This window comes from Bacillus sp. FSL M8-0071, assembly GCF_037975455.1.
Classification (GTDB): Bacteria; Bacillota; Bacilli; order Bacillales; family Bacillaceae; genus Bacillus; species Bacillus subtilis.
Map to the genome: position 1 here is coordinate 3,642,613 of NZ_CP150256.1, position 19,883 is coordinate 3,662,495.

Below are 19,883 nucleotides of genomic sequence, written 5' to 3' on the forward strand. Positions count from 1 at the left end.
CATTTGAAAAAAGCGGATGCGATATGGACCAAGGATTTTATTATGGTCCTGCTTGTCAATTTATTTGTGTTTGTGTTCTTTTATACATTTTTAACTGTATTGCCGATCTATACGCTGGAAGAGCTTGGCGGCACAGAATCACAAGGCGGGCTTTTAATCAGCCTGTTCCTTCTGTCTGCGATCATTACACGGCCTTTCTCCGGAGCCATCGTTGAGCGTTTCGGGAAGAAAAGAATGGCGATTGTATCAATGGCGCTCTTCGCCCTATCATCTTTTCTGTATATGCCGATTCATAACTTTTCCCTGCTGCTCGGATTGCGGTTCTTCCAAGGAATTTGGTTCAGCATTTTAACGACTGTTACAGGTGCAATTGCCGCTGATATTATTCCAGCCAAACGGCGCGGTGAAGGGCTTGGATACTTTGCCATGTCTATGAACCTCGCTATGGCGATCGGACCTTTCCTTGGTCTGAATTTGATGAGAGTGGTAAGCTTTCCTGTATTCTTTACAGCCTTTGCGCTGTTTATGGTTGCGGGCTTACTTGTTTCGTTCTTGATAAAAGTGCCGCAAAGTAAGGACAGCGGCACGACTGTATTCCGTTTTGCGTTCTCGGATATGTTTGAAAAGGGCGCACTCAAAATTGCGACGGTCGGTTTGTTTATTTCTTTCTGTTATTCAACAGTCACATCATATCTGTCTGTATTCGCCAAATCAGTTGACCTTTCGGATATCAGCGGATATTTCTTTGTTTGCTTTGCGGTGACAATGATGATTGCACGCCCGTTCACAGGGAAATTGTTCGACAAAGTCGGACCGGGCATTGTCATTTACCCATCAATCCTGATTTTCTCTGTTGGACTCTGCATGCTGTCCTTCACACATAGCGGCTTAATGCTTCTGCTTTCAGGGGCGGTTATCGGTCTTGGCTACGGATCAATCGTTCCTTGCATGCAAACATTGGCGATTCAGAAATCTCCGGCTCACCGCTCCGGTTTTGCAACGGCAACGTTCTTTACCTTCTTTGACAGCGGAATTGCTGTAGGATCTTATGTATTCGGATTGTTTGTAGCATCTGCCGGCTTCTCTGCCATTTATTTAACAGCGGGGCTGTTCGTTTTAATTGCTCTGCTTCTCTACACGTGGAGCCAGAAAAAACCTGCAGAGGCTGAAGGAAAAGTGTCTATTGCAGAATAACTTGTCAGACTGCCGGGAAATCCCGGCAGTCTTTTTTGCATATAAAAAACGGCGTCCTCTTAGAGAACGCCGCTTATAGCAATTATTCAATGACAGGCCGCGCAGGTGAATCAGGATCTAACGAAAAATCATAGGACGCTTCATCACGAAACATCGGATCGGCATATATGGATTGCTGATCGTTTTTTGTTGCTTTTCGATACGACGAAAATGAATCATATTCTTTCTTTTTCCACATCCATATGCCGTCTTGATCCGCTTCCTTGTGGTACACGTTATGATTGACCGTATTTCCTTCATTTTCTGTAAAATCGTTTCCGATAAATAATCTGGAATCACCGGCCGTCAATATATTCTTTTCAATTGTGTTGTTTTTCGTATCGTACTGCAGCAGCAGCTGTCCGCCGTACAGTCCCTTTGTGTCATTCCGGTACATAATATTGCGGGCAATCAGAGAATTGCTGGTGCCGCCCCGCTTTTTGTCATATCCTCCGATTGAAATACCGGTGTACGCATTGTTGTACACTTTGTTGTCTGTGATCTGAATGGCATTTGCATACTTTCCTTTGTGTTCAGACGTTGCTTCAATCCCAATATCGTTATCGTAAACTGTGTTGTTCTTAATGTCGATATCGTGTCCTCCATCGACATAAATCCCGCCCGCTGAGTATTCATCTCCATAAGCAGGATTGCCGTAAGTCGAGTTTTGATAAACTGTATTGTTTTCTACGACTCCGTTTCGCACGTAATCGTTTTTATCCGCGGTTCCCTCATAACCAATTAGATCAATCCCGATGTTATTATTGTTGCGGACCACATTGCCTGCAACTGTGAAGCCGTCGATATTACCGTTCAGCACAACTGCTTCACTCGCTCCAAGCGTCAGTTTCTCAACTGTATTGTCCTCGATTCGGATGTCTTTCATGCTGCCAGTCCCATAAACTGCGATTCCGTGAGCATTTCCTTCATCCGCTGTTGTCTTAATCCCCCGGATGTGATTATCCTTAATGGCGATATGACTGCTGGACCCTGATACATAAATCCCTATAGCAGTTGCTTCCTCAGATGAAACAGAAAGATCTTGAATTGTTAAACCGCTGATGGCAATGTCATGTTTATCGTGAATACGAATAAGCGGTGTTTCATATTCAGCGTTCGCAACGGATTCACCGCTAATCACGACGTTTTCATTTTCATAGTTTCGGAATGTGATAGGCTTTCCGTCCGTACCGCTGTGCTTTACATCAAGGGTCTCATGATACGTGCCCTCCCGAATCATGACAGTTGTGCCGGCAGCAGCCTTCTCAGATGCGTGTGCCAATGTACGAAACGGCTTTTCTTTTGTTCCTTCATTTTGATCACTGCCATTTGGCGAAACATACAGATAATCCCCAGATCCTTCCTCATTCGCTTTTGTCTTATCATAAACGAAAGCGAGGATGACAGACGTTAAAACACCCGCCAAAAGAATAAAATACCATTTTCTCATTTTCGATTCCCATTTCGTTTTAGAATAGATTTCTAAAACCATTATAAATGTTCTATTTATGGAAAACCATTTCAAAAATATGAAAATATACCGTCTAAATAGATCTTATTCAGCCTGGCGGACCTGCGCATGTTCAACTGTTTCAATTGCCAATGATGCAGGCGGGTGAACACGCATCAGAACAATGTAGAAAAGAAAGGAAATCAGCACACCTACAAACCAAGAAATATCGTATAAGCTCTTCAATACAGGAACATACATGCCAATCAGCGAAATCAGCGCTCCTAACATTGTGGCTGCAAACGCACGGTAATTGTAGCCCTTCCAATACACATACCGTCCTGTTTCGGAATACAGGTCATCTACCGAGAGCTCACGTTTGCGAATGATAAAATAGTCGGCCATCATCACGCCTGCCACCGGTCCAAGCATGCCGCCTATTAAGCCAAGAAACGCATACACGCTTGTCGCGCTCTCCATCAGCTTCCATGGAACCGTAAATAAAGCGAGCAACGCTGTGATAAAGCTGCCACGTTTGAAATTGATATATTTCGGCAGGGCATTCGCTATATCATAAGCGGGCGATACGATGTTCGCCGCGACATTTACAGAGATCGTGGCGATGCAGAGCGTGATCACGGACAAGACGATGACATAAGGGTTATCAAACCGCGCCAAAATATCGACAACATCCCAAATCGGCTCTCCGAACGCGACCTGCGAGCCGGAGGTCACCGTAATACTGGCGAATGCGAACAGCGCAAACGTTCCCGGCAAGCCGTAAAATTGTCCTTTGATTTGCTCTTTTTGTGTTTCAGCAAACCGTGTAAAATCAGGTATATTTAAGATCAATGTCGCCCAGATGCCGATGATGCCAGTAACTCCGGCAGCAAACGGCCAGAATGTTTCTGAAAACGTATGAAACTTTCCTGGTTGAGAGTATATCGGGCCCAATCCTCCAGCAATATCAACGGCCCACCATACCATGCCGCCAAATACCAGATACACTAAAGGCCCTGCCCACACCTCAAAACGTTTAATCGACTCCATGCCGTGATGCAATACAAGTAAATGAATTGCCCAAAAGAATACAAAGGAAAGCAAACCGGACAAGTGAATGCCGAGAATGTTCCACTCGCCGCCAATTTCTCCCCAGCCTGGCCACATATTCAAAAGCAAAATGTTCAGTGCCGTGCTGCCCGCAAATGTCTGGATGCCAAGCCACATGATAGCTGTAAACGCCCTTTGAAGCGCGGGGATATTCGCGCCGTATATCCCGTAAGAAGCCCGAATGATCACGGGAAACGGCAGCCCATATTTTGTCCCCGCATGGCCGTTTAAGGCAAGAGCGCCAAATAGGATAAGTGATGCCGTAATAATGATCGCCAGCACCTGCCAAGGCGAAAGGCCGATTGCAATTAATCCTCCCACCGTCGCGTAGGTCGGTATGTTATGTATACATCCCATCCAAATGGAGGCAAAGTTCATTGCTTTCCACGTCCGTTTTTCCTGTCCCAAAGGCACCAGATCTTCATTGCTCAGCCTGTTGGATTGCTGCTGACTCTCTTTTAATTTCATAGCCGGCTCCCCTTTCCATATTGTCTATATGTCATCACGTTATGTTTTTTGACATTAGATGTCACTTAATATAACTGAAGAGTCAGACAATAACACTGGCTATGATATACAATTTTCCCGTTTGTATTTGAACAGCTTAAACAAGAAAAAGAGACAGACCTCAGAGCCCGTCTCTTTCTCAAGATGCAGTTTTCATTAATGCAGCAAATCTCACAGCCATTAACAGGCTTGCTCCGCCCGCTATGATCATAATGATTCCCATCATATCAAAATGGGCTGCCGTGATTTCTTTACCAAAAAGAATGCCAAGGATCACCGAAGACAAAATCGATCCTAGGTAACGGCAGGTTTGAAACAGGCCTGAAGTCGTTCCTACCATGTTGGAAGGACTCGTTTTCAGCATCGCTGCCTGAAGCGCGACATTTCCCAGTCCGTAGCCTATACCCAAGAGCGATAGAATGAGGCCTTTCCCAATGGTCTCGACATTGATAAAAAAGATGGTTAAGAGCACGGCTCCAGCCGTCATCAAAAGCGCTCCCGCAAAGATCGGCTTGACGACACCAGATCGGTCGATCCATTTGCCGGTTAAAGGTGACACAACGATGCTCATTCCAGACATAAACAGCATAAACAGGCCGCTCGTTTGAACAGAAAGATGCATTTCATCCTGAAAGTAACTTGGCAGACCAAAAAATAAACAATAGAAGAAAACATTCAATAAAATAAACTGAACATACACGGCTGACAGGTTTCGCTGTGTTTTAAACAGACGGACATCAATAAACGGCTTATCCGTTTTCAGCTCGCGCCAGACAAACGCACAGAGCAGAAGCAAGCCAAGCACACCTTCAACCGCATGCGGCGACGTGCTGAACGACAGCAAAAAGGATAGAAGGAAAATGATTCCCCCGGCAAATAAAACAATTCCAAGAATGTCGAGCTGCTGAATAATGGTTTTGATTCCTGCCCCTTTTTTCTGATCTTTCGGGAACATATACAGGCCCAATAAGAAGCTGAGGATAATAAACGGCAAATTAACGATAAAGATCGCCGGCCAGCCTCCCCATACAATCAAAAAACCGCCGACTGTCGGCCCCAGCGCCGTCATGGCGGACGCAAAAATAGAGAGTACAGCCAAGGCTGAAGCTTGGCGCTCATGAATATGATTCCGAATCAAGCCGACACCTGACGGATAAATCGCGCTGCTCCCCACCGATTGAAACAGCCGCATGACCAATAATGTCATAAACGTCGGCGCAAACGGCGCCCCGATGGCAGAAACCGCAACAAGAATAAGCCCGAATAAAAACAAGCGTTTCCGCCCAATCAAATCACCGAGCTTCCCCGTTACGGGCTGCGCTACGGCACTCGCCAAGTAAAACGAGGAAATCAGCCAGGAAACCGTTGTAAACGAGAGGTGAAACTCATTCTGGATGCTATGGAGCGCAAGAGAGATCATAGACGAGTTCAGCGGATTCAGCATTGTTCCCGAAGCCACCGCTGTTAAAAAAACAGCCCGGCTTTTTTTCGATAACATCATTTCACTTGTTCCAGAAACTCTTCCGTTGTCCGCGATTTACCGATTCTCGGGAAAATAAAGCGCAGTGTGGCTTCATGCTCTTCATCGCTAAATGTGGACATGGCATCTGTAATAAAAATCTGCTGATAGCCAAGCTGAAATGCCTCCCGTGCTGTGCTTTCCACCCCGATATTCGTTGCGATGCCGCACAATACAATCGTATCAATGCCGCGACGTCTCAGCTGCAAGTCTAAATCTGTGCCAAAAAAAGCACCCCATTGCCGTTTTGTCACAGTATAATCGCCATCCTGCACACCGATTTCCGGAACAAATTCGGCCCAGTCCGCCGGCATTTCCCCTGAACCTCCCTGCGCAGGCTCATCCGTTTGCGGCTTCAGGGCGTCCGCTCCATCATGAAAGGCTACATTTACAAAGCTGATGAACCCGTTATGTTTCCGAAATTCATCTACGAGCTTTCTCGCGTTCGGGACAACCTGGCCGCTTTGATCAATCGGCACAATCCCCTTTTGTAAATCAATGATAACCAATGCTGTTTTTTGAAAATCAATGTTGAGTGTATTCATCATACGTCTCCTCCTGATACTGTTAGTGTTTCTCACATTGCATATTTTACTCTTCACACTGCCTAAGTTCTTTTATGATGCTTGTGAAATTCTCAGAAGGAGCGTTGTCTCATGATTTTTCTTTTATGTAGTAGTAACAGGTTGTGCATACGAACAAACCGGCAAGCACTGTAATCATAAGGGGCGTCATCGCTTCATCACCTGCCTGCTGTCTATCGGTTCCTGCCTGAAAACGCCTATGAATTTGCGGCGGTCCATCCAAAGCAGGATGAGACACATAACCATTAATATCGTGCTAAGATCCTGCACGCCAATATCAAAACAATAGTTAATCAAGACGATGTTCACAATAATGGGCATAAAAATAACCGCCCCTAATGCAGCCGTTCGCGGAATCAGTAATAAAACAGCTGCCAGGATTTCACCAAAACCTATAAACAGTTCATAGACATGAGAATAACCGAAAAATGTCCACGCGATCGTAAACCCCTTCCCGGCAGCCGCCTCGATTTCAGGCGTCACCTCGCCAAACTGGCCAATTACCACTTTCGCCAGACCGTACACGAAAAAATTAAAGGCTAAAAACAATCGGAACGTCGCGGGAATCGACTTGCGTAATGATCTCCTCAGCCTGCCGCCTTTATTCATCATACATCCCCCTCAGTGTATTATTTGATGTAGTACACTTAATACAGTATAGAGTATTCTAATTAATGTCAATTCCCTTTTCTGCTCATATGAATAGCTTCTTTTATAGATATAAAGTCTTATATAGTGAAAAATGCCGCTCTCCTTTCTTTCCGTCCCTCGATAACATTCCTTAAAAACCATGTCAGGAAATCTTACATGAAAATGTTTTATCATTCTTTTTTCTCTATAATGAAGAAATATAATAATTGCAATTTAATTCTGAAAGATACGGAGGAATGAGACATGCAAATGGGCGATACAGTTTTTATGTTCTTTTGCGCTTTACTCGTGTGGCTGATGACCCCGGGATTAGCGTTATTTTATGGAGGAATGGTAAAGAGCAAAAATGTGCTGAGCACTGCCATGCACAGTTTCTCTTCCATTGCCATCGTTTCCATCGTTTGGGTGCTGTTCGGATATACACTTGCCTTCGCACCAGGCAATTCAATCATCGGCGGGCTGGAGTGGGCAGGCCTCAAAGGGGTCGGATTTGATCCGGGAGATTACAGCGATACCATTCCCCACTCGTTATTTATGATGTTCCAAATGACGTTTGCCGTTCTGACTACAGCGATTATTTCCGGGGCCTTCGCAGAGCGGATGCGATTCGGCGCTTTTCTTTTATTCTCGGTTTTATGGGCCTCTTTGGTTTACACACCCGTAGCGCACTGGGTATGGGGCGGCGGCTGGATCGGCCAGCTTGGAGCGCTCGATTTTGCTGGCGGCAATGTTGTTCATATTTCCTCCGGTGTGGCAGGACTTGTTCTTGCCATTGTGCTCGGCAAACGGAAAGACGGTACAGCGTCTTCTCCGCATAACCTCATTTACACCTTCTTAGGAGGAGCTTTGATTTGGTTCGGCTGGTTCGGCTTTAACGTCGGCAGCGCTTTGACTTTAGATGGTGTAGCCATGTACGCGTTCATCAACACAAACACCGCAGCTGCAGCCGGGATCGCCGGCTGGATCTTAGTAGAATGGATCATTAACAAAAAACCGACAATGCTCGGAGCGGTATCTGGCGCAATCGCCGGGCTTGTCGCCATTACGCCGGCTGCCGGATTTGTCACACCGTTCGCTTCCATTATTATCGGCATCATCGGCGGAGCTGTTTGTTTCTGGGGAGTATTCTCGCTTAAAAAGAAATTCGGATACGACGACGCGCTTGACGCCTTTGGCCTGCACGGGATCGGCGGCACATGGGGCGGAATCGCAACAGGATTATTCGCAACAACCTCTGTTAACTCAGCGGGCGCAGATGGGTTATTTTACGGTGATGCAAGCTTAATCTGGAAACAAATCGTCGCCATCGCCGCCACTTATGTTTTTGTATTTATTGTCACTTTCGTTATTATTAAATTTGTAAGCCTCTTCCTTCCCCTTCGCGCAACTGAAGAAGAAGAGTCACTTGGGCTTGACTTAACGATGCATGGGGAAAAAGCATATCAAGATTCTATGTGAGGAGTGACGCTATGAGCGGTCAAATGTTCAAGGTAGAAATTGTAACGCGTCCGGCAAATTTTGAAAAGCTGAAGCAGGAACTCGGAAAAATCGGAGTGACCTCTCTGACTTTCTCCAATGTACACGGCTGCGGCCTTCAAAAAGCACATACGGAGCTCTATCGAGGGGTAAAAATAGAAAGCAATGTATACGAGCGTTTAAAAATAGAAATTGTGGTCAGCAAGGTTCCTGTTGATCAAGTGACTGAGACCGCTAAAAGGGTGCTGAAAACGGGATCACCGGGTGACGGTAAAATATTTGTCTATGAAATCAGCAATACGATCAACATCCGCACAGGCGAAGAAGGACCTGAAGCACTTTAATATCGGTACGAGATTCGGACACTCCGGATCTCTTTTTTTGTGCACAGAATCCCCCCCAGAAACCGCGATTCCTCTTCGAATTCTCTTCAAGCGCCGTTATTTCAGACAATCTCTATTTTTATTTGAAACTTTTCATGAGTAAGATTAGTCTACTAAATATAAAAATGTAAAAGGTGATTATTTGAACTACGAAATTTTTAAAGCAATCCATGGACTATCTCATCACAATTCAGTTCTCGATTCCATTATGGTCTTCATCACGGAATATGCCATTGTCGCCTATGCCCTTATCCTATTGGCAATCTGGCTGTTTGGGAACACACAAAGCAGAAAACATGTGCTATACGCAGGCATCACAGGAATTGCAGGCCTTGTGATCAACTATTTGATTACGCTTGTTTATTTCGAACCGCGCCCGTTCGTTGCGCATACAGTGCATACACTGATTCCGCATGCTGCGGATGCTTCATTTCCAAGTGACCACACGACAGGTGCATTAGCGATTTCTATTGCGATGCTTTTCAGAAACCGCAAAATCGGCTGGCCGCTTGTCATTTTTGGGCTTTTGACAGGCTTTTCGAGAATTTGGGTGGGACATCACTATCCGGTAGATGTATTGGGCAGCCTCGTTGTCGCCATCATTATCGGGTTCCTTTTCTTTAGATTTTCAGATCTGCTTCGCCCGTTCGTCGATTTGGTCGTGAGGATTTATGAAACCATTATCAATAAACTGACGAAAAAACCAACCGATCAAAATTTCTAAGAAAGACAAAAGCCGGCGTCTGAAATTAAGACAGCCGGCTTTAATATTTCTCATACATCTCTTGTTTTCTTCGCTTCGCCAACACATATAAACCATAAAACAATCCAATTCCAACAGCATCGATGAGCACATCCCGGATACAACCATTCCTGCTGAAGAAGAGCTGAAGAACTTCTGTAAAAAAAGCAAACGCGAATGAGCCGGCTGAAGCTGATCTTATACTGCCCCGCTGTTTCCACAGCAAATATGTCAGCACAAAGAAGGAAAACGCATGTCCGATTTTTTGAATTAGCGCCCCAGGTAAAGTTTATTCAGCTCTTTGGTCAGAAGTGCTAAAATCCAAAATATCTTTGCTATGGTCCATTGAAAATGCTTATATAAATTGTTATTGATTTCTACTAATTCCCTTTGATGTTAGTACTCTCTATTTAGTTGTTTTTTCTTTACATATAAGTTAACTTACTTTCATTTATCAAATTCAACGACTTATGTTTATCTACATCATCTTAAATTTTATAAGGAATTAGCTAAAAAAGGACTTCTTAAAAAAGAAGTCCCTTCACTGTATATGTGTTTATATATTTTCTCAATCCTGCATCAGTATATAAATTCTTTAAAGCACTTATCAAAAGCATATTTTTCTAGGTTGTTTATTTTAGACTTAATGAAATTTGATCATAATTTTTGATATTATTTTCTTCGTTTATGCTCTTATCACTTGTAGATTTATTATCACTACCCCGTCTAAAATCATCATCGATCCATAACCCATTTTTCTTACGTAACTCCTTAATCCTATCAGGGAACAGTTTATTCTTTTCTTCATAAACCTTATCAAACAGTTTTTTATCTTTTTCTTTATTCACAAGGCGTTCTTTAATTATCTCACAATTTCCTAACTCAAAGCCTATCCATTTACGACCTAACAATTCACTGACAGCAAATGTTGTGCCACTTCCACCGAATGGATCTAAAACAACATCGCCTTCATTTGTACTCAGACTGATTATGCGGTCAAGTAATTTAATGGATAGTTCGTTAAACTTTCTGTTCTTTGAACTGTTATGTCTGACAGGATAAATATCTGACCAAACGTCAGATAGAGTTACACCCTTAGGGTTCATTTTATTTTTGTAACCACCATAATCTTTTATCTCCCTACCACAATGAGGACACGTCTGTAACGGTATTCTTTGTACATTAAAAGTCTTAGGTTTATCACCTTTTACATAATATAAAAGGCTGTAATTAGCTGGATAGAGCCTACCTTGAATAGGAAGCCCAAACTTCATATCAACTGTTATCCAGTTCCTAAAATTCATTCTTCCATTTAGGAACTCAGAGAGATAAGTGTTCCATTTTGGGATATTATAAATGAATAAAGAACCACCCGGTTTTAAAACTCTAATACATTCTTCAATCCACTTATAGTACCAATCTAAATACCCACTAAAGGAATTTTTATCAGTTACACCCTCATCATATTCTTTATCAAGGTTAAATGGGGGATCAGCAAAAATAGTGTCCACACTTTCATTAGGAACTTGCTTAAACAGTTCTATACAATCCCCATTGTATAACTTACCTAAATCTGATGAGTAGTATGGTTGAACTGAGGAGATAGAAATTTCTTTTTGTTGTTGATTTACAATATTTTTCTCCTCAAGCATTTTAGCTATTTCTTTTGTACTATTTGAGAATACTTCTTCAAAACCAGTGGGTATTCTTCCTAATTTCAATTCTAATTCCACTCTAGACATATCCAGATAATTCAGTATTCCACTTAGTACTTTTTCATCTGTAGGAATAATCCCACTGTCTTTATAAGCAAGTAAATCTTTTTTATTTATTTTTTCTTTCTTTAAATTAGCATACATTTCATTTTCTGAATGGCCTAACTGATCAGCTTTATTTTTAACGATGTCAAAAACAGTAAAAAATCGCAATCTCACACACCTCGTGTAACTTATAGTCTGTAGACCTATAGTCTACATGATTCTATCATTTCCATGAAACAATCGTCAAATGTATAGGAGGCAATATGGCTAATATTAGATCCTTATTTGGTCAAAGAGTTCGTCAAATACGATTGTCCAAAATCAATATGTCACAGGAAAAATTAGCTTTCGACTGTGACCTCCATAGAACCTATATCTCTGACATAGAACGAGGAACAAGAAACGTTTCTTTAGACAATATCGAGAAAATTGCTAAAGCACTTCAGGTTCAGCCAAAGGACTTATTTGATTTTACTACAATCAATGAGATGCGACAAAGTTAAATCACAAGGGAGACTGGAATTAAATTGAAAATAAAACAGGGAATAATTCTTATTGACAAAGTAGATGCAAAAGAAAAAAAAGAATTTATTGATCCTCTAAGAGAACAAGTTATTGATTCCATTTTAAAACTTAGATGGCCCGATGACGCAGACGGATTTTATTTTCATCCTAAAAGCAGAACATACACTAAAGACGGTAAAAAAGTTGGTGGAAATGGAGTAAAACCAATTAAAGAACCCTTTATTGAAAATTTAAAAAACCTTTATGGATGGAAAAAAGAATTTCCGGCGTTTTCTTCTGAGGAACGCGTGTTTAAAATTAAGGTACTAAAAAACTTTGGAAAAAGCGGTAATCTTATTTATGGTAGGGTTGTCGCAATAGATAGAGATAATGAAAAAATAATATATACTGATCGCAAAGGCAATAAACAAGAAAAACTCCTTTATTACGATTTTGAATCGCCCTTAAAAGACGATGAACTAAAAAACAAAATTGTCTCAATGACTACTGCTAAACCTGGGGCACTAGATGCTTGTAAAAAAGCTGGTGATAAACTATTTGTTGTTGAATGGGAAACTGGCAATATTTCTTCAAGTCATCGTGCACTTAATAAAATGGCACTTCTACTTTTAAACGGACATATTTCTGCTGGAATACTTATAGTTCCAACTAGAAAAATGTATCCTTACCTTACAGATCGTATTGGTAACTATGATGAGTTACTTCCTTACTTTAACTTATGGAAAAATGTGGATGTCGATAAAGGTTATTTAGAAATAATTCCAATAGAACACGATGATCTTTGTGAACTAGCACCTATTATTCCAAAAGGGACGGATGGTAATGCTAAAAAACCCGAACCAGCAAAGACTCTTTAAGTGAAATGTAATTGCTATGAGTAAGTTTTTAAATAATTAATTACAGGCTTCCTTTCGGAAGTCTTTTTCAATAACGGGAATTGAAAAAAATCTTTAATAATTATTTAACTCTATTAGAAAAAAGGCCGTCTTTCAAAGTATTTATAATAAATTTCCTCATCTTTGAATTGAAAACTATATAATTTCCTATTATGGCTGGGTTTTCTTCTGATAAATCATTTAACTCACCTAAAATCAAAAAGACTGTTTAGAACTCTTGATTGTAATTTAGGGATAATATATTGACATCATATTGCTAACAGTGTGCCATAATGATACACGTTATAAATGTCTTGTTATAATAAAACTTTGCTTTTATTTCCTAGCTAAAATTACAATTCGACCATAATACAAACCTTTGTTTTTTTATCTTTTAGAGCTATAAATTCATTAATATCATCAAATAGCTTTAATTGATTGTCATCTCTAGAATATCAGGAACCATTTCCTTCTTCTTCGTAAAAAGTCCTTCCCCGCGAGCAATAGGCGGTTCATGCCATAACCTCCTTTATAACGTACGTGCCTACATGTAACTACATAGACGGTAAAACAAAGCAAAAAGTAACAGAAAAAAACGCCCATCACAAGGATAGACGTTTTCTTCATTAAGACTGTTCAGTGTCTTCTGTTGTGCTGCTTTCTTTGGAACCAGATTTGTCAGTTGAATCATCCTTTTTCTCACCGGATTTTTCTTCTGTTCCTTTTTCAGTTGATCCGTCCTTTTTCTCGGAAGATTGCTGAATGGATTCCTCTGTTTCTTGGGTGGCAGCTTTTTCTTCAGCTGCTGCTGCTTTTTCAATAGAAGAAACTGGTTTGTCCATAAAGTTTAACGGATTCATTGCGACCCCATCTTTACGGATTTCAAAGTGCACGTGGTTTCCGCTGTCTTCACTGTAAAGGTTCTTGCCAGATTTTCCGATCACTTGATTTTGTTTTACTTTGTCACCTTGCTCAACGCTTACTTCGGAAAGAGATTGATACACAGTCGATAAACCGTCGGCATGTTCTACTTCCACAACATATCCCAGCACTGGATCTTTTTCAGCTTTAACAACCGTACCGCTCAGAGAAGCAGAGACATCGAAATCTTTTCCGTCTTTCTCAGCTAAGTCAATTCCTTTGCTTAGGCTGTACGTGTTATTATAGGTAACGAGTGCTGCTTCTTTCTCTTCTTTTGCGGCATCGGTTTCATAGAACTTTTTCACAACAGAAACGTTTTCAGAATCAACAACTGGCATTGCGACATTTTCCATTGACTTTCCTACTTCAACTGCATCGTCGTTGTTGTCATATGCGGAGTTTCCGCCGTTATCAGCCAACTGATCCTTTACCTCATCATTTGATACTGATTGATACCAAAGGACAGCTGTTAAAATGACGGCCGCACTGACTAAGTAAATTGCAGGGAACACCCAGCGTTTACGAAAAAACTGCTGAAGTTTTTTGACTTGAGAAGTTTTCTTTTCTTCCTCTCTCATTGTTTCATCACCTCAGCAACATTCTGAACACTTTTCTGAAAATATATACAACCTATCCAAAAAAACTTTTTTAGATGTAGTTTGCACAGACTGAACGAAAATATGTATTTTTTTTGAGAGGAGTGCCAAAAACGTATGAACATGACATTGCGTCTTGCTGAACATAAAGACTTGGAGGCTGTTGTAGCGATTTATAATTCAACGATTGCTTCTCGAATGGTAACAGCCGATACCGAACCGGTAACTCCTGAAGACCGGATGGAATGGTTTTTGGGACATACAGAGTCACGCCCGCTCTATGTGGCCGAGGACGAAAACGGAAACGTCGCTGCCTGGATCAGCTTTGAAACATTTTATGGAAGGCCAGCCTATAATAAAACAGCGGAGGTCAGCATATACATTGACGAAGCATGCCGCGGCAAAGGTGTTGGATCATATTTGCTTCAAGAAGCGCTCCGCATTGCCCCGAATCTTGGCATCCGCTCACTTATGGCCTTCATTTTCGGGCATAATAAACCAAGCCTGAAGCTGTTTGAAAAGCACGGGTTTGCAGAATGGGGACTATTCCCCGGCATCGCCGAAATGGACGGGAAAAGATACGATTTAAAAATTTTAGGGAGAGAGCTTTCATGATTAGTCTGGATAAAGATGAAAACGAAATTGAACATCATAATGAAGAAAATAGCCTTGTTGAACAGGAGACCCGCCAGCTGAGCGCCTCCGCTGTCAAGTCGCTATCCGACATTGCCAAGTGGGGCAAAATTTCTGGCATCTTGTTAATCATTATGGGATCGCTTGTCACTCTGTCTGCTTTGATGACAGTGATTGGCGCCATCCCGGGCGTACTGCTCATTATATCAGGCGTATTTTTGATGCGCTCAGCAAAAGCAGCCGCGGAAACCGAAGGAAATCTAGCCGGCAGCGCTGGCGAAAGCATGCTTGAAAATTACGGGACATTTATAAAAATGCAGCTGTTTTATGCAGCATCTAGTATCGTTACTGTCCTGATCGGGATCATTGTAGCCATTTTCGTGCTGGTGGTAATCGGCATTGCTGCTTTTGAGAACACGCCTTCGTATGATGATCCGGATTCTTATTATTATGAGGATGATCCGGTGTTTGAATAATGATGAGACAGGACAGGGCATGAGTTCCATATAAACGGAACCATGCCTATTTTATTTGACTATTCAAAGCAGGCCGGCGTAAACACCAAATCCTGAAGCAAGCATACAATAGACATCTCTAGTAGAGGAAATCAACAAAGCAACGCTGTTACCCAGAAATGAATATCAAAAAAACGGATGAAGTCGGAATCAATCCGAAACCGCACTTTTTATTTCGGGTGTCTGCATGCAAAAAAACACACCTGGATCGTCTGGAAAAACTCAACAATCCGGGTGCAGCTCTTCTTTAATACATTTTTTTGCGTCTGTCTTCCTCAGTCAAAAATTCAACAAAACTCCGCATCGCAAAAGGCTCTTCCTTTATTTGTCGTGCATAGGAGCTTTTCCGCTCTTCTGAAAGGATTTCGCTCTTTTTGATCCTGTTCAGCATATAGATGTGAACCGTTTTTTGGATTTGTTTATGCTGATAGCCTGCCTCTTTAAAAAATGCGAGCCCGAGCGCCGCCAAAAGGGCGAATATGCCTGCGCTGATCAGGGACTCCCTGTCAGCTGAAGCATGAAATAGAAAAGCAGCTAAATTAAAGAGAGAGAATGCAGCAAGCGGAATAGCAAGAAAACGGTAAATGACGGTTTTTTTCATGAAAGGCTGTACGGCCTTTTGAATTTTTTGCATTTCTGTTTTGATGAACCCCGGCATTTGTTCGACTCTGTAAAAGTTCATATAATCCTCCCCCTTTATTTGATGTTTCAAGCTTCACGAACGTTATCATATGTGTTTATTTTAACGCAGGTGCAAGCTGGTTTTAAAGAAATCTGCCCGTATTTTTCACGAAGAATCTGGATCGCCGCTCTTTATTCTTTTAAAATGTGAGTGTTATAATTTGTAATGGGAATCAGATCACTGTTATTCATGGAATACTAATGGCAATCTTCTTGATAAATATGAATGAGCGGGGTTACAAAGTGAGTATTTCTTCCATCCTTTTATCACTTTTTTTCATTTTAAATATTCTTTTGGCCATCATTGTCATCTTCAAAGAACGGCGCGATGCCAGTGCATCTTGGGCGTGGCTGCTTGTTCTTTTCTTTATTCCCGTTTTAGGCTTTATTTTATACTTATTATTCGGCCATAATCTCAGACGCAAGCATTTGTTTCAATGGGAAGACCGGAAAAAGATTGGAATTGAAAGGCTGCTGAAGCATCAGCTTGAAGATTTAGAAACCAAGCAATTTCAGTTTAACAACCGGGCAACCTTTGATAACAAAGATTTAATTTATATGCTGATTATGAATAACCATGCTGTGTTTACAGAGGATAATTCAGTTGACGTCATTACAGATGGACGGGATAAATTTCAGCGGCTGCTGAGTGACATTTCAAAGGCTAAGGATCATATCCATTTACAGTATTATATTTATAAAGGCGATGAATTAGGCAAAAAATTGCGGGACGCTCTCATCCAAAAGGCAAAAGAAGGTGTTCAGGTCAGAGTGCTTTATGATGAACTCGGGTCCAGAACGCTGAGAAAAAAGTTTTTTAAAGAGCTTCGCGAGGCTGGCGGGCATGTGGAGGTCTTTTTCCCGTCAAAGCTCAGGCCGATTAACCTGCGGCTGAATTACCGGAACCATCGAAAGCTTGTGATCATAGACGGTATGACCGGTTATGTCGGAGGCTTTAACGTCGGAGATGAGTATCTAGGGCTTAATCCGAAATTCGGTTATTGGCGGGATACGCATATCCGGCTGCAAGGAACGGCCGTACACGCCATCCAAACACGGTTCATCCTTGACTGGAACCAAGCTTCTCATCACCATACGCTGACATATATTCCAAATCACTTTCCTGATTACGGCCCAAAAGGCAACGTCGGGATGCAGATTGTCACAAGCGGCCCTGATTCGGAATGGGAACAAATTAAAAATGGCTACATCAAAATGATTTCGAACGCCAAGCGTTCCATTTTGATACAAACACCTTATTTTATCCCAGATGCAAGCCTGCTGGATGCTTTAAGGATCGCTTGCCTTTCGGGCATTGACGTTAACATTATGATTCCGAACAAGCCTGATCACGCCTTTGTATACTGGGCAACACTTTCGTATATCGGCGATCTGCTGAAAGCCGGAGCCACTGTCTATATTTACGATAACGGCTTTATTCACGCGAAAACCATCGTGGTGGATGACGAAATCGCTTCAGTCGGCACAGCGAACATTGATGTCCGAAGCTTCAGGCTGAATTTTGAGGTTAATGCATTTATTTACGATATCACCATTGCTAAAAAACTGGTTTCAACTTTTAAAGAAGATTTGCTAGTATCCAGAAAATTCACCTATGAGGAGTATCTGCAGCGCCCGTTGTGGATTCGAATAAAAGAATCCGTCTCGCGGCTGTTGTCGCCGATCTTATAAGATGTGCAAACCCCCGGCCTTTACGGCCGGGGGTTTTCCTGATGGTCACAGTAAATGATGATCGCCTCCCGCAAAAAAGCGGCAAGACCTTCTCCATATTGATTGATTGAATCGGTAAATCGCTCGTCAGTGATATACACTTCCCCGAGTCCTCTGAAAATGTCGAGTGTGCAATCGTAATGATATTGGCAAATATGATCGCGAAATGCCCCCACTGCGGCCTGAACCTCTGCATCATCGGGCCCATGCTTCATTCGCGCCGCAATTCGTCTGTAAATCGAATCAAATTCAGCCATGATCGAGCGCCAATCATCTGCCGAGTATGCAGATGTCCTTTTCTCTGTTTCTTCTGCGATTTCCTTTCCATACAGCTTTCTGACTTCATCAGCGTATGTCTGCTGGTGCTCTTCAATGTCTTTCATGCTTAATCCGGCAAATAAATCTCTCTTATTCATCGTTTCCCCTCCATCAACGGACAAAAGCGTCCTGTCAATTGTTTGAATCATCTCATCCATTCTTTGTTTTTTCTTCATCAATATCTCCTTTTGCGACTGAAGTGCCGCTTTCCGGTCAAAATTCGGATGATCCAGCATCTCTTTAATTTCATCCAAACGAAACCCGATTTCCTTGAAAAATAAAATCTGCTGCAGTCTTTCCAGGTCTGCGTCACTGTACAAACGATACCCAGCATCAGTAAGCGCTGAAGGATTCAGAAGCCCAATATTGTCATAGTGATGAAGCGTCCGAATGCTAACGCCTGATATCTCCGCCACTTGTTTAACTTGATATTTCATACATAACACCTCCTCTTTTTTATCGTAAACAATCACGCAACGTTAGGGTCAATCCCCAAAATGTTATTTTCTATATACAAAACTTCTCACAAATAGTGTATAAAAGAAAAGTGAGTATTTTTTTGTAAAGGGGAGCCAGTATACATGAATCCTGAAACAATGAACAAAACCCTCATCAGCATTTCGAAATGGGGAAAAGCTACAGGCATTTTATTTATTATTATGGGCGCAATTACCGCGCTTTCAGGCGCGTTCATTTTTCTAATCGGTGCCGTGCCAGGCGTACTGCAAATTATTTCCGGTATCTTTTTGATGAGGTCAGCTAGGGAAGCAGGCCAAATGGCTGAACACAATAGCGGACAGTCTGAAGACTTAATGCTGGAGAATTACGCGAAATTCGTAAAGATGCAAGGGATTTATTTGATCGTAAGCATTGCTGTATCCATTCTTGCGATTATCGCCTTCTTCATCTTTTTAATGCTTGGGATTGCTGACGGCCTTTTCAGCGATACGTACAGCACTTATTAATGAGAAAAACCCGGAGCTGGCTCCGGGTTTTTTATTATTCCGCTTCGCTTACCACTGTGAAGCGTTCATTTTTGTGTTCGGGATGTTCAAGCTCGTCCAACACGGCAATGGCATAATCTGCATAGCTGATATAGCTGTCGCCTTTTGCATTTACGATGACATTGTCTTTTCCTTTTTGGTAAGAGCCAGTCCGTTTTCCTGCCGGATCAAAAAATGCCGCAGGACTGAGGAACGTCCAGGAAATGGAGTCTGTCTGCTGCAAATCTTTCAGGTTCTCGCCTTGATTTGATGCAGTTGGCAAATATTCTTTCGGAAATTCCGGCGTATCCATTAAACGGGTTGTTTTGGCTTCATCAACAAACAGGCTTCCCGCTCCTCCAACAACAAGCAATCTTGTGCGCTTCGCGTCCTTTAAGATGTTGATGAGTGCTCTTCCTGCTTCAACATGAAGATGTTCCTGGCCGGGTGCTGCTCCAAAAGCGTTTACGACTGCGTCGAAAGGCTTGATGTCTTCCGCAGTCAGTTCAAACACATCTTTTTCCAAAACCGCTACGTCCTGCCCCTGCACTTTTGAAGCGTTTCTGACGATGGCTGTCACTTCATGGCCTCTTGTTTTCGCTTCTTTCAAAATCTCGTTTCCCGCTTTCCCGCTTGCGCCTATAATACCAATTTTCATTTTTCATTTTCCTCCTTATTTGTAACAATTTT

At 42.1% G+C, this 19,883-nt stretch carries 21 protein-coding genes and 1 pseudogene; 11 read left to right on the forward strand and 11 right to left on the reverse strand.

Annotated features, from left to right (window positions below; translation table 11 throughout):
- Positions 1 to 3 precede the first annotated feature (3 nt).
- Positions 4 to 1,194 carry an MFS transporter gene (locus tag MKX71_RS18780; protein ID WP_339231485.1) on the forward strand — a complete coding sequence of 397 codons (1,191 nt, stop codon included), beginning with the start codon at positions 4 to 6 and terminating at the stop codon, positions 1,192 to 1,194.
- A gap of 82 nt (positions 1,195 to 1,276) precedes the next feature.
- Here the strand turns inward: MKX71_RS18780 and MKX71_RS18785 are convergent, their stop codons facing one another.
- The 5 genes from MKX71_RS18785 to MKX71_RS18805 form a co-directional block, all read right to left on the reverse strand.
- Positions 1,277 to 2,683, reverse strand: a complete 1,407-nt coding sequence (locus MKX71_RS18785; protein WP_046381385.1) for a right-handed parallel beta-helix repeat-containing protein — start codon at positions 2,681 to 2,683, stop codon at positions 1,277 to 1,279.
- A 105-nt stretch (positions 2,684 to 2,788) separates the two neighbouring features.
- Positions 2,789 to 4,261 carry an allantoin permease gene (gene pucI, locus MKX71_RS18790; RefSeq protein ID WP_339231488.1) on the reverse strand — a complete coding sequence of 491 codons (1,473 nt, stop codon included), beginning with the start codon at positions 4,259 to 4,261 and terminating at the stop codon, positions 2,789 to 2,791.
- A 178-nt stretch (positions 4,262 to 4,439) separates the two neighbouring features.
- A complete protein-coding gene (locus MKX71_RS18795) occupies positions 4,440 to 5,798 on the reverse strand; it encodes an MFS transporter (protein WP_227058423.1) in 1,359 nt (452 codons plus the stop codon).
- Positions 5,798 to 6,367 carry a hydrolase gene (locus MKX71_RS18800; RefSeq protein WP_192858064.1) on the reverse strand — a complete coding sequence of 190 codons (570 nt, stop codon included), beginning with the start codon at positions 6,365 to 6,367 and terminating at the stop codon, positions 5,798 to 5,800. Before MKX71_RS18800 ends, MKX71_RS18795 begins: the two co-directional genes overlap by 1 nt.
- A 183-nt stretch (positions 6,368 to 6,550) precedes the next feature.
- Positions 6,551 to 7,015 (reverse strand): hypothetical protein, encoded by a 465-nt coding sequence (locus MKX71_RS18805; protein ID WP_339231489.1) that lies wholly within the window; start codon positions 7,013 to 7,015, stop codon positions 6,551 to 6,553.
- 282 nt (positions 7,016 to 7,297) lie between these two features.
- On the opposite strand from MKX71_RS18805, the gene amtB reads away from it, so the two are divergent.
- The 3 genes from amtB to bcrC all read left to right on the forward strand — a co-directional run bounded on the left by amtB (position 7,298) and on the right by bcrC (position 9,637).
- Positions 7,298 to 8,512 carry an ammonium transporter AmtB gene (amtB, locus tag MKX71_RS18810; RefSeq protein WP_015251031.1) on the forward strand — a complete coding sequence of 405 codons (1,215 nt, stop codon included), beginning with the start codon at positions 7,298 to 7,300 and terminating at the stop codon, positions 8,510 to 8,512.
- Between the two features lie 11 nt (positions 8,513 to 8,523).
- Positions 8,524 to 8,874, forward strand: a complete 351-nt coding sequence (locus MKX71_RS18815) for a P-II family nitrogen regulator (protein WP_003221829.1) — start codon at positions 8,524 to 8,526, stop codon at positions 8,872 to 8,874.
- A 181-nt stretch (positions 8,875 to 9,055) separates the two neighbouring features.
- A complete protein-coding gene (bcrC, locus tag MKX71_RS18820; RefSeq protein ID WP_024573494.1) occupies positions 9,056 to 9,637 on the forward strand; it encodes an undecaprenyl-diphosphate phosphatase BcrC in 582 nt (193 codons plus the stop codon).
- A 40-nt stretch (positions 9,638 to 9,677) separates the two neighbouring features.
- Here the strand turns inward: bcrC and MKX71_RS18825 are convergent.
- Together MKX71_RS18825 and MKX71_RS18830 are read right to left on the reverse strand one after the other, a co-directional pair.
- Positions 9,678 to 9,944, reverse strand: a pseudogene (locus MKX71_RS18825) (VanZ family protein); the annotation flags it as partial.
- A gap of 343 nt (positions 9,945 to 10,287) precedes the next feature.
- A complete protein-coding gene (locus MKX71_RS18830) occupies positions 10,288 to 11,583 on the reverse strand; it encodes a site-specific DNA-methyltransferase (protein ID WP_044052436.1) in 1,296 nt (431 codons plus the stop codon).
- 95 nt (positions 11,584 to 11,678) lie between these two features.
- On the opposite strand from MKX71_RS18830, the gene MKX71_RS18835 reads away from it, so the two are divergent.
- Positions 11,679 to 11,918 (forward strand): helix-turn-helix transcriptional regulator, encoded by a 240-nt coding sequence (locus MKX71_RS18835; RefSeq protein ID WP_044052435.1) that lies wholly within the window; start codon positions 11,679 to 11,681, stop codon positions 11,916 to 11,918.
- Between the two features lie 24 nt (positions 11,919 to 11,942).
- A complete protein-coding gene (locus tag MKX71_RS18840) occupies positions 11,943 to 12,797 on the forward strand; it encodes a Putative BamHI-like type II restriction endonuclease (RefSeq protein ID WP_015251028.1) in 855 nt (284 codons plus the stop codon).
- Between the two features lie 644 nt (positions 12,798 to 13,441).
- Here the strand turns inward: MKX71_RS18840 and spoIIQ are convergent.
- Positions 13,442 to 14,314: a stage II sporulation protein spoIIQ gene (gene spoIIQ / locus MKX71_RS18845; RefSeq protein WP_014481160.1), complete on the reverse strand. Its 873-nt coding sequence runs from the start codon at positions 14,312 to 14,314 to the stop codon at positions 13,442 to 13,444.
- 141 nt (positions 14,315 to 14,455) lie between these two features.
- Here spoIIQ and MKX71_RS18850 point away from each other — a divergent pair, with 141 nt between their 5' ends.
- From MKX71_RS18850 to MKX71_RS18860, 3 genes are all read left to right on the forward strand, one after another.
- The gene (locus MKX71_RS18850; protein WP_072692832.1) at positions 14,456 to 14,947 is read left to right on the forward strand and encodes a GNAT family N-acetyltransferase; all 492 of its coding nucleotides are present in this window, start codon (positions 14,456 to 14,458) and stop codon (positions 14,945 to 14,947) included.
- Positions 14,944 to 15,441: a DUF5362 family protein gene (locus tag MKX71_RS18855; RefSeq protein WP_339231491.1), complete on the forward strand. Its 498-nt coding sequence runs from the start codon at positions 14,944 to 14,946 to the stop codon at positions 15,439 to 15,441. The genes MKX71_RS18850 and MKX71_RS18855 overlap by 4 nt, the downstream gene beginning before the upstream one ends.
- A gap of 158 nt (positions 15,442 to 15,599) precedes the next feature.
- Entirely contained in the window at positions 15,600 to 15,731 is a 132-nt protein-coding gene (locus MKX71_RS18860) for a hypothetical protein (RefSeq protein WP_032729201.1), read from the forward strand.
- On the opposite strand, the gene MKX71_RS18865 is transcribed toward MKX71_RS18860, so the two are convergent.
- Positions 15,728 to 16,162, reverse strand: coding sequence for a DUF5392 family protein (locus MKX71_RS18865; RefSeq protein ID WP_003244359.1), 435 nt, complete (start codon positions 16,160 to 16,162; stop codon positions 15,728 to 15,730). The genes MKX71_RS18860 and MKX71_RS18865 overlap by 4 nt on opposite strands.
- A 242-nt stretch (positions 16,163 to 16,404) precedes the next feature.
- Here MKX71_RS18865 and cls point away from each other — a divergent pair, with 242 nt between their 5' ends.
- Positions 16,405 to 17,853: a cardiolipin synthase gene (gene cls / locus MKX71_RS18870; protein WP_003243311.1), complete on the forward strand. Its 1,449-nt coding sequence runs from the start codon at positions 16,405 to 16,407 to the stop codon at positions 17,851 to 17,853.
- 20 nt (positions 17,854 to 17,873) lie between these two features.
- On the opposite strand, the gene mta is transcribed toward cls, so the two are convergent.
- On the reverse strand, positions 17,874 to 18,647 hold the full coding sequence (gene mta, locus MKX71_RS18875; RefSeq protein ID WP_029726051.1) for a transcriptional activator Mta: 774 nt from the start codon (positions 18,645 to 18,647) through the stop codon (positions 17,874 to 17,876).
- A gap of 144 nt (positions 18,648 to 18,791) precedes the next feature.
- Here mta and MKX71_RS18880 point away from each other — a divergent pair, with 144 nt between their 5' ends.
- Complete coding sequence (locus tag MKX71_RS18880; RefSeq protein ID WP_014478231.1) at positions 18,792 to 19,175, forward strand: DUF5362 family protein; 384 nt, start codon at positions 18,792 to 18,794, stop codon at positions 19,173 to 19,175.
- A 34-nt stretch (positions 19,176 to 19,209) separates the two neighbouring features.
- On the opposite strand, the gene MKX71_RS18885 is transcribed toward MKX71_RS18880, so the two are convergent.
- Complete coding sequence (locus MKX71_RS18885) at positions 19,210 to 19,851, reverse strand: NAD(P)-dependent oxidoreductase (RefSeq protein ID WP_029318720.1); 642 nt, start codon at positions 19,849 to 19,851, stop codon at positions 19,210 to 19,212.
- Between the last annotated feature and the right edge of the window lie 32 nt (positions 19,852 to 19,883).

What these genes read in the sequence shown, in the direction of transcription:
- MKX71_RS18885 (WP_029318720.1), bottom strand. Translation starts at nt 19,851, where the DNA reads ATGAAAATTGGTATTATAGGCGCAAGCGGGAAAGCGGGAAACGAGATT.
- MKX71_RS18785 (WP_046381385.1), bottom strand. Translation starts at nt 2,683, where the DNA reads ATGAGAAAATGGTATTTTATTCTTTTGGCGGGTGTTTTAACGTCTGTC.
- MKX71_RS18850 (WP_072692832.1), top strand. Translation starts at nt 14,456, where the DNA reads ATGACATTGCGTCTTGCTGAACATAAAGACTTGGAGGCTGTTGTAGCG.
- MKX71_RS18865 (WP_003244359.1), bottom strand. Translation starts at nt 16,162, where the DNA reads ATGAACTTTTACAGAGTCGAACAAATGCCGGGGTTCATCAAAACAGAA.
- mta (WP_029726051.1), bottom strand. Translation starts at nt 18,647, where the DNA reads ATGAAATATCAAGTTAAACAAGTGGCGGAGATATCAGGCGTTAGCATT.
- MKX71_RS18795 (WP_227058423.1), bottom strand. Translation starts at nt 5,798, where the DNA reads ATGTTATCGAAAAAAAGCCGGGCTGTTTTTTTAACAGCGGTGGCTTCG.
- spoIIQ (WP_014481160.1), bottom strand. Translation starts at nt 14,314, where the DNA reads ATGAGAGAGGAAGAAAAGAAAACTTCTCAAGTCAAAAAACTTCAGCAG.
- MKX71_RS18880 (WP_014478231.1), top strand. Translation starts at nt 18,792, where the DNA reads ATGAATCCTGAAACAATGAACAAAACCCTCATCAGCATTTCGAAATGG.
- MKX71_RS18805 (WP_339231489.1), bottom strand. Translation starts at nt 7,015, where the DNA reads ATGATGAATAAAGGCGGCAGGCTGAGGAGATCATTACGCAAGTCGATT.
- MKX71_RS18855 (WP_339231491.1), top strand. Translation starts at nt 14,944, where the DNA reads ATGATTAGTCTGGATAAAGATGAAAACGAAATTGAACATCATAATGAA.
- MKX71_RS18815 (WP_003221829.1), top strand. Translation starts at nt 8,524, where the DNA reads ATGAGCGGTCAAATGTTCAAGGTAGAAATTGTAACGCGTCCGGCAAAT.
- MKX71_RS18800 (WP_192858064.1), bottom strand. Translation starts at nt 6,367, where the DNA reads ATGATGAATACACTCAACATTGATTTTCAAAAAACAGCATTGGTTATC.
- amtB (WP_015251031.1), top strand. Translation starts at nt 7,298, where the DNA reads ATGCAAATGGGCGATACAGTTTTTATGTTCTTTTGCGCTTTACTCGTG.
- MKX71_RS18860 (WP_032729201.1), top strand. Translation starts at nt 15,600, where the DNA reads ATGAATATCAAAAAAACGGATGAAGTCGGAATCAATCCGAAACCGCAC.
- pucI (WP_339231488.1), bottom strand. Translation starts at nt 4,261, where the DNA reads ATGAAATTAAAAGAGAGTCAGCAGCAATCCAACAGGCTGAGCAATGAA.
- MKX71_RS18835 (WP_044052435.1), top strand. Translation starts at nt 11,679, where the DNA reads ATGGCTAATATTAGATCCTTATTTGGTCAAAGAGTTCGTCAAATACGA.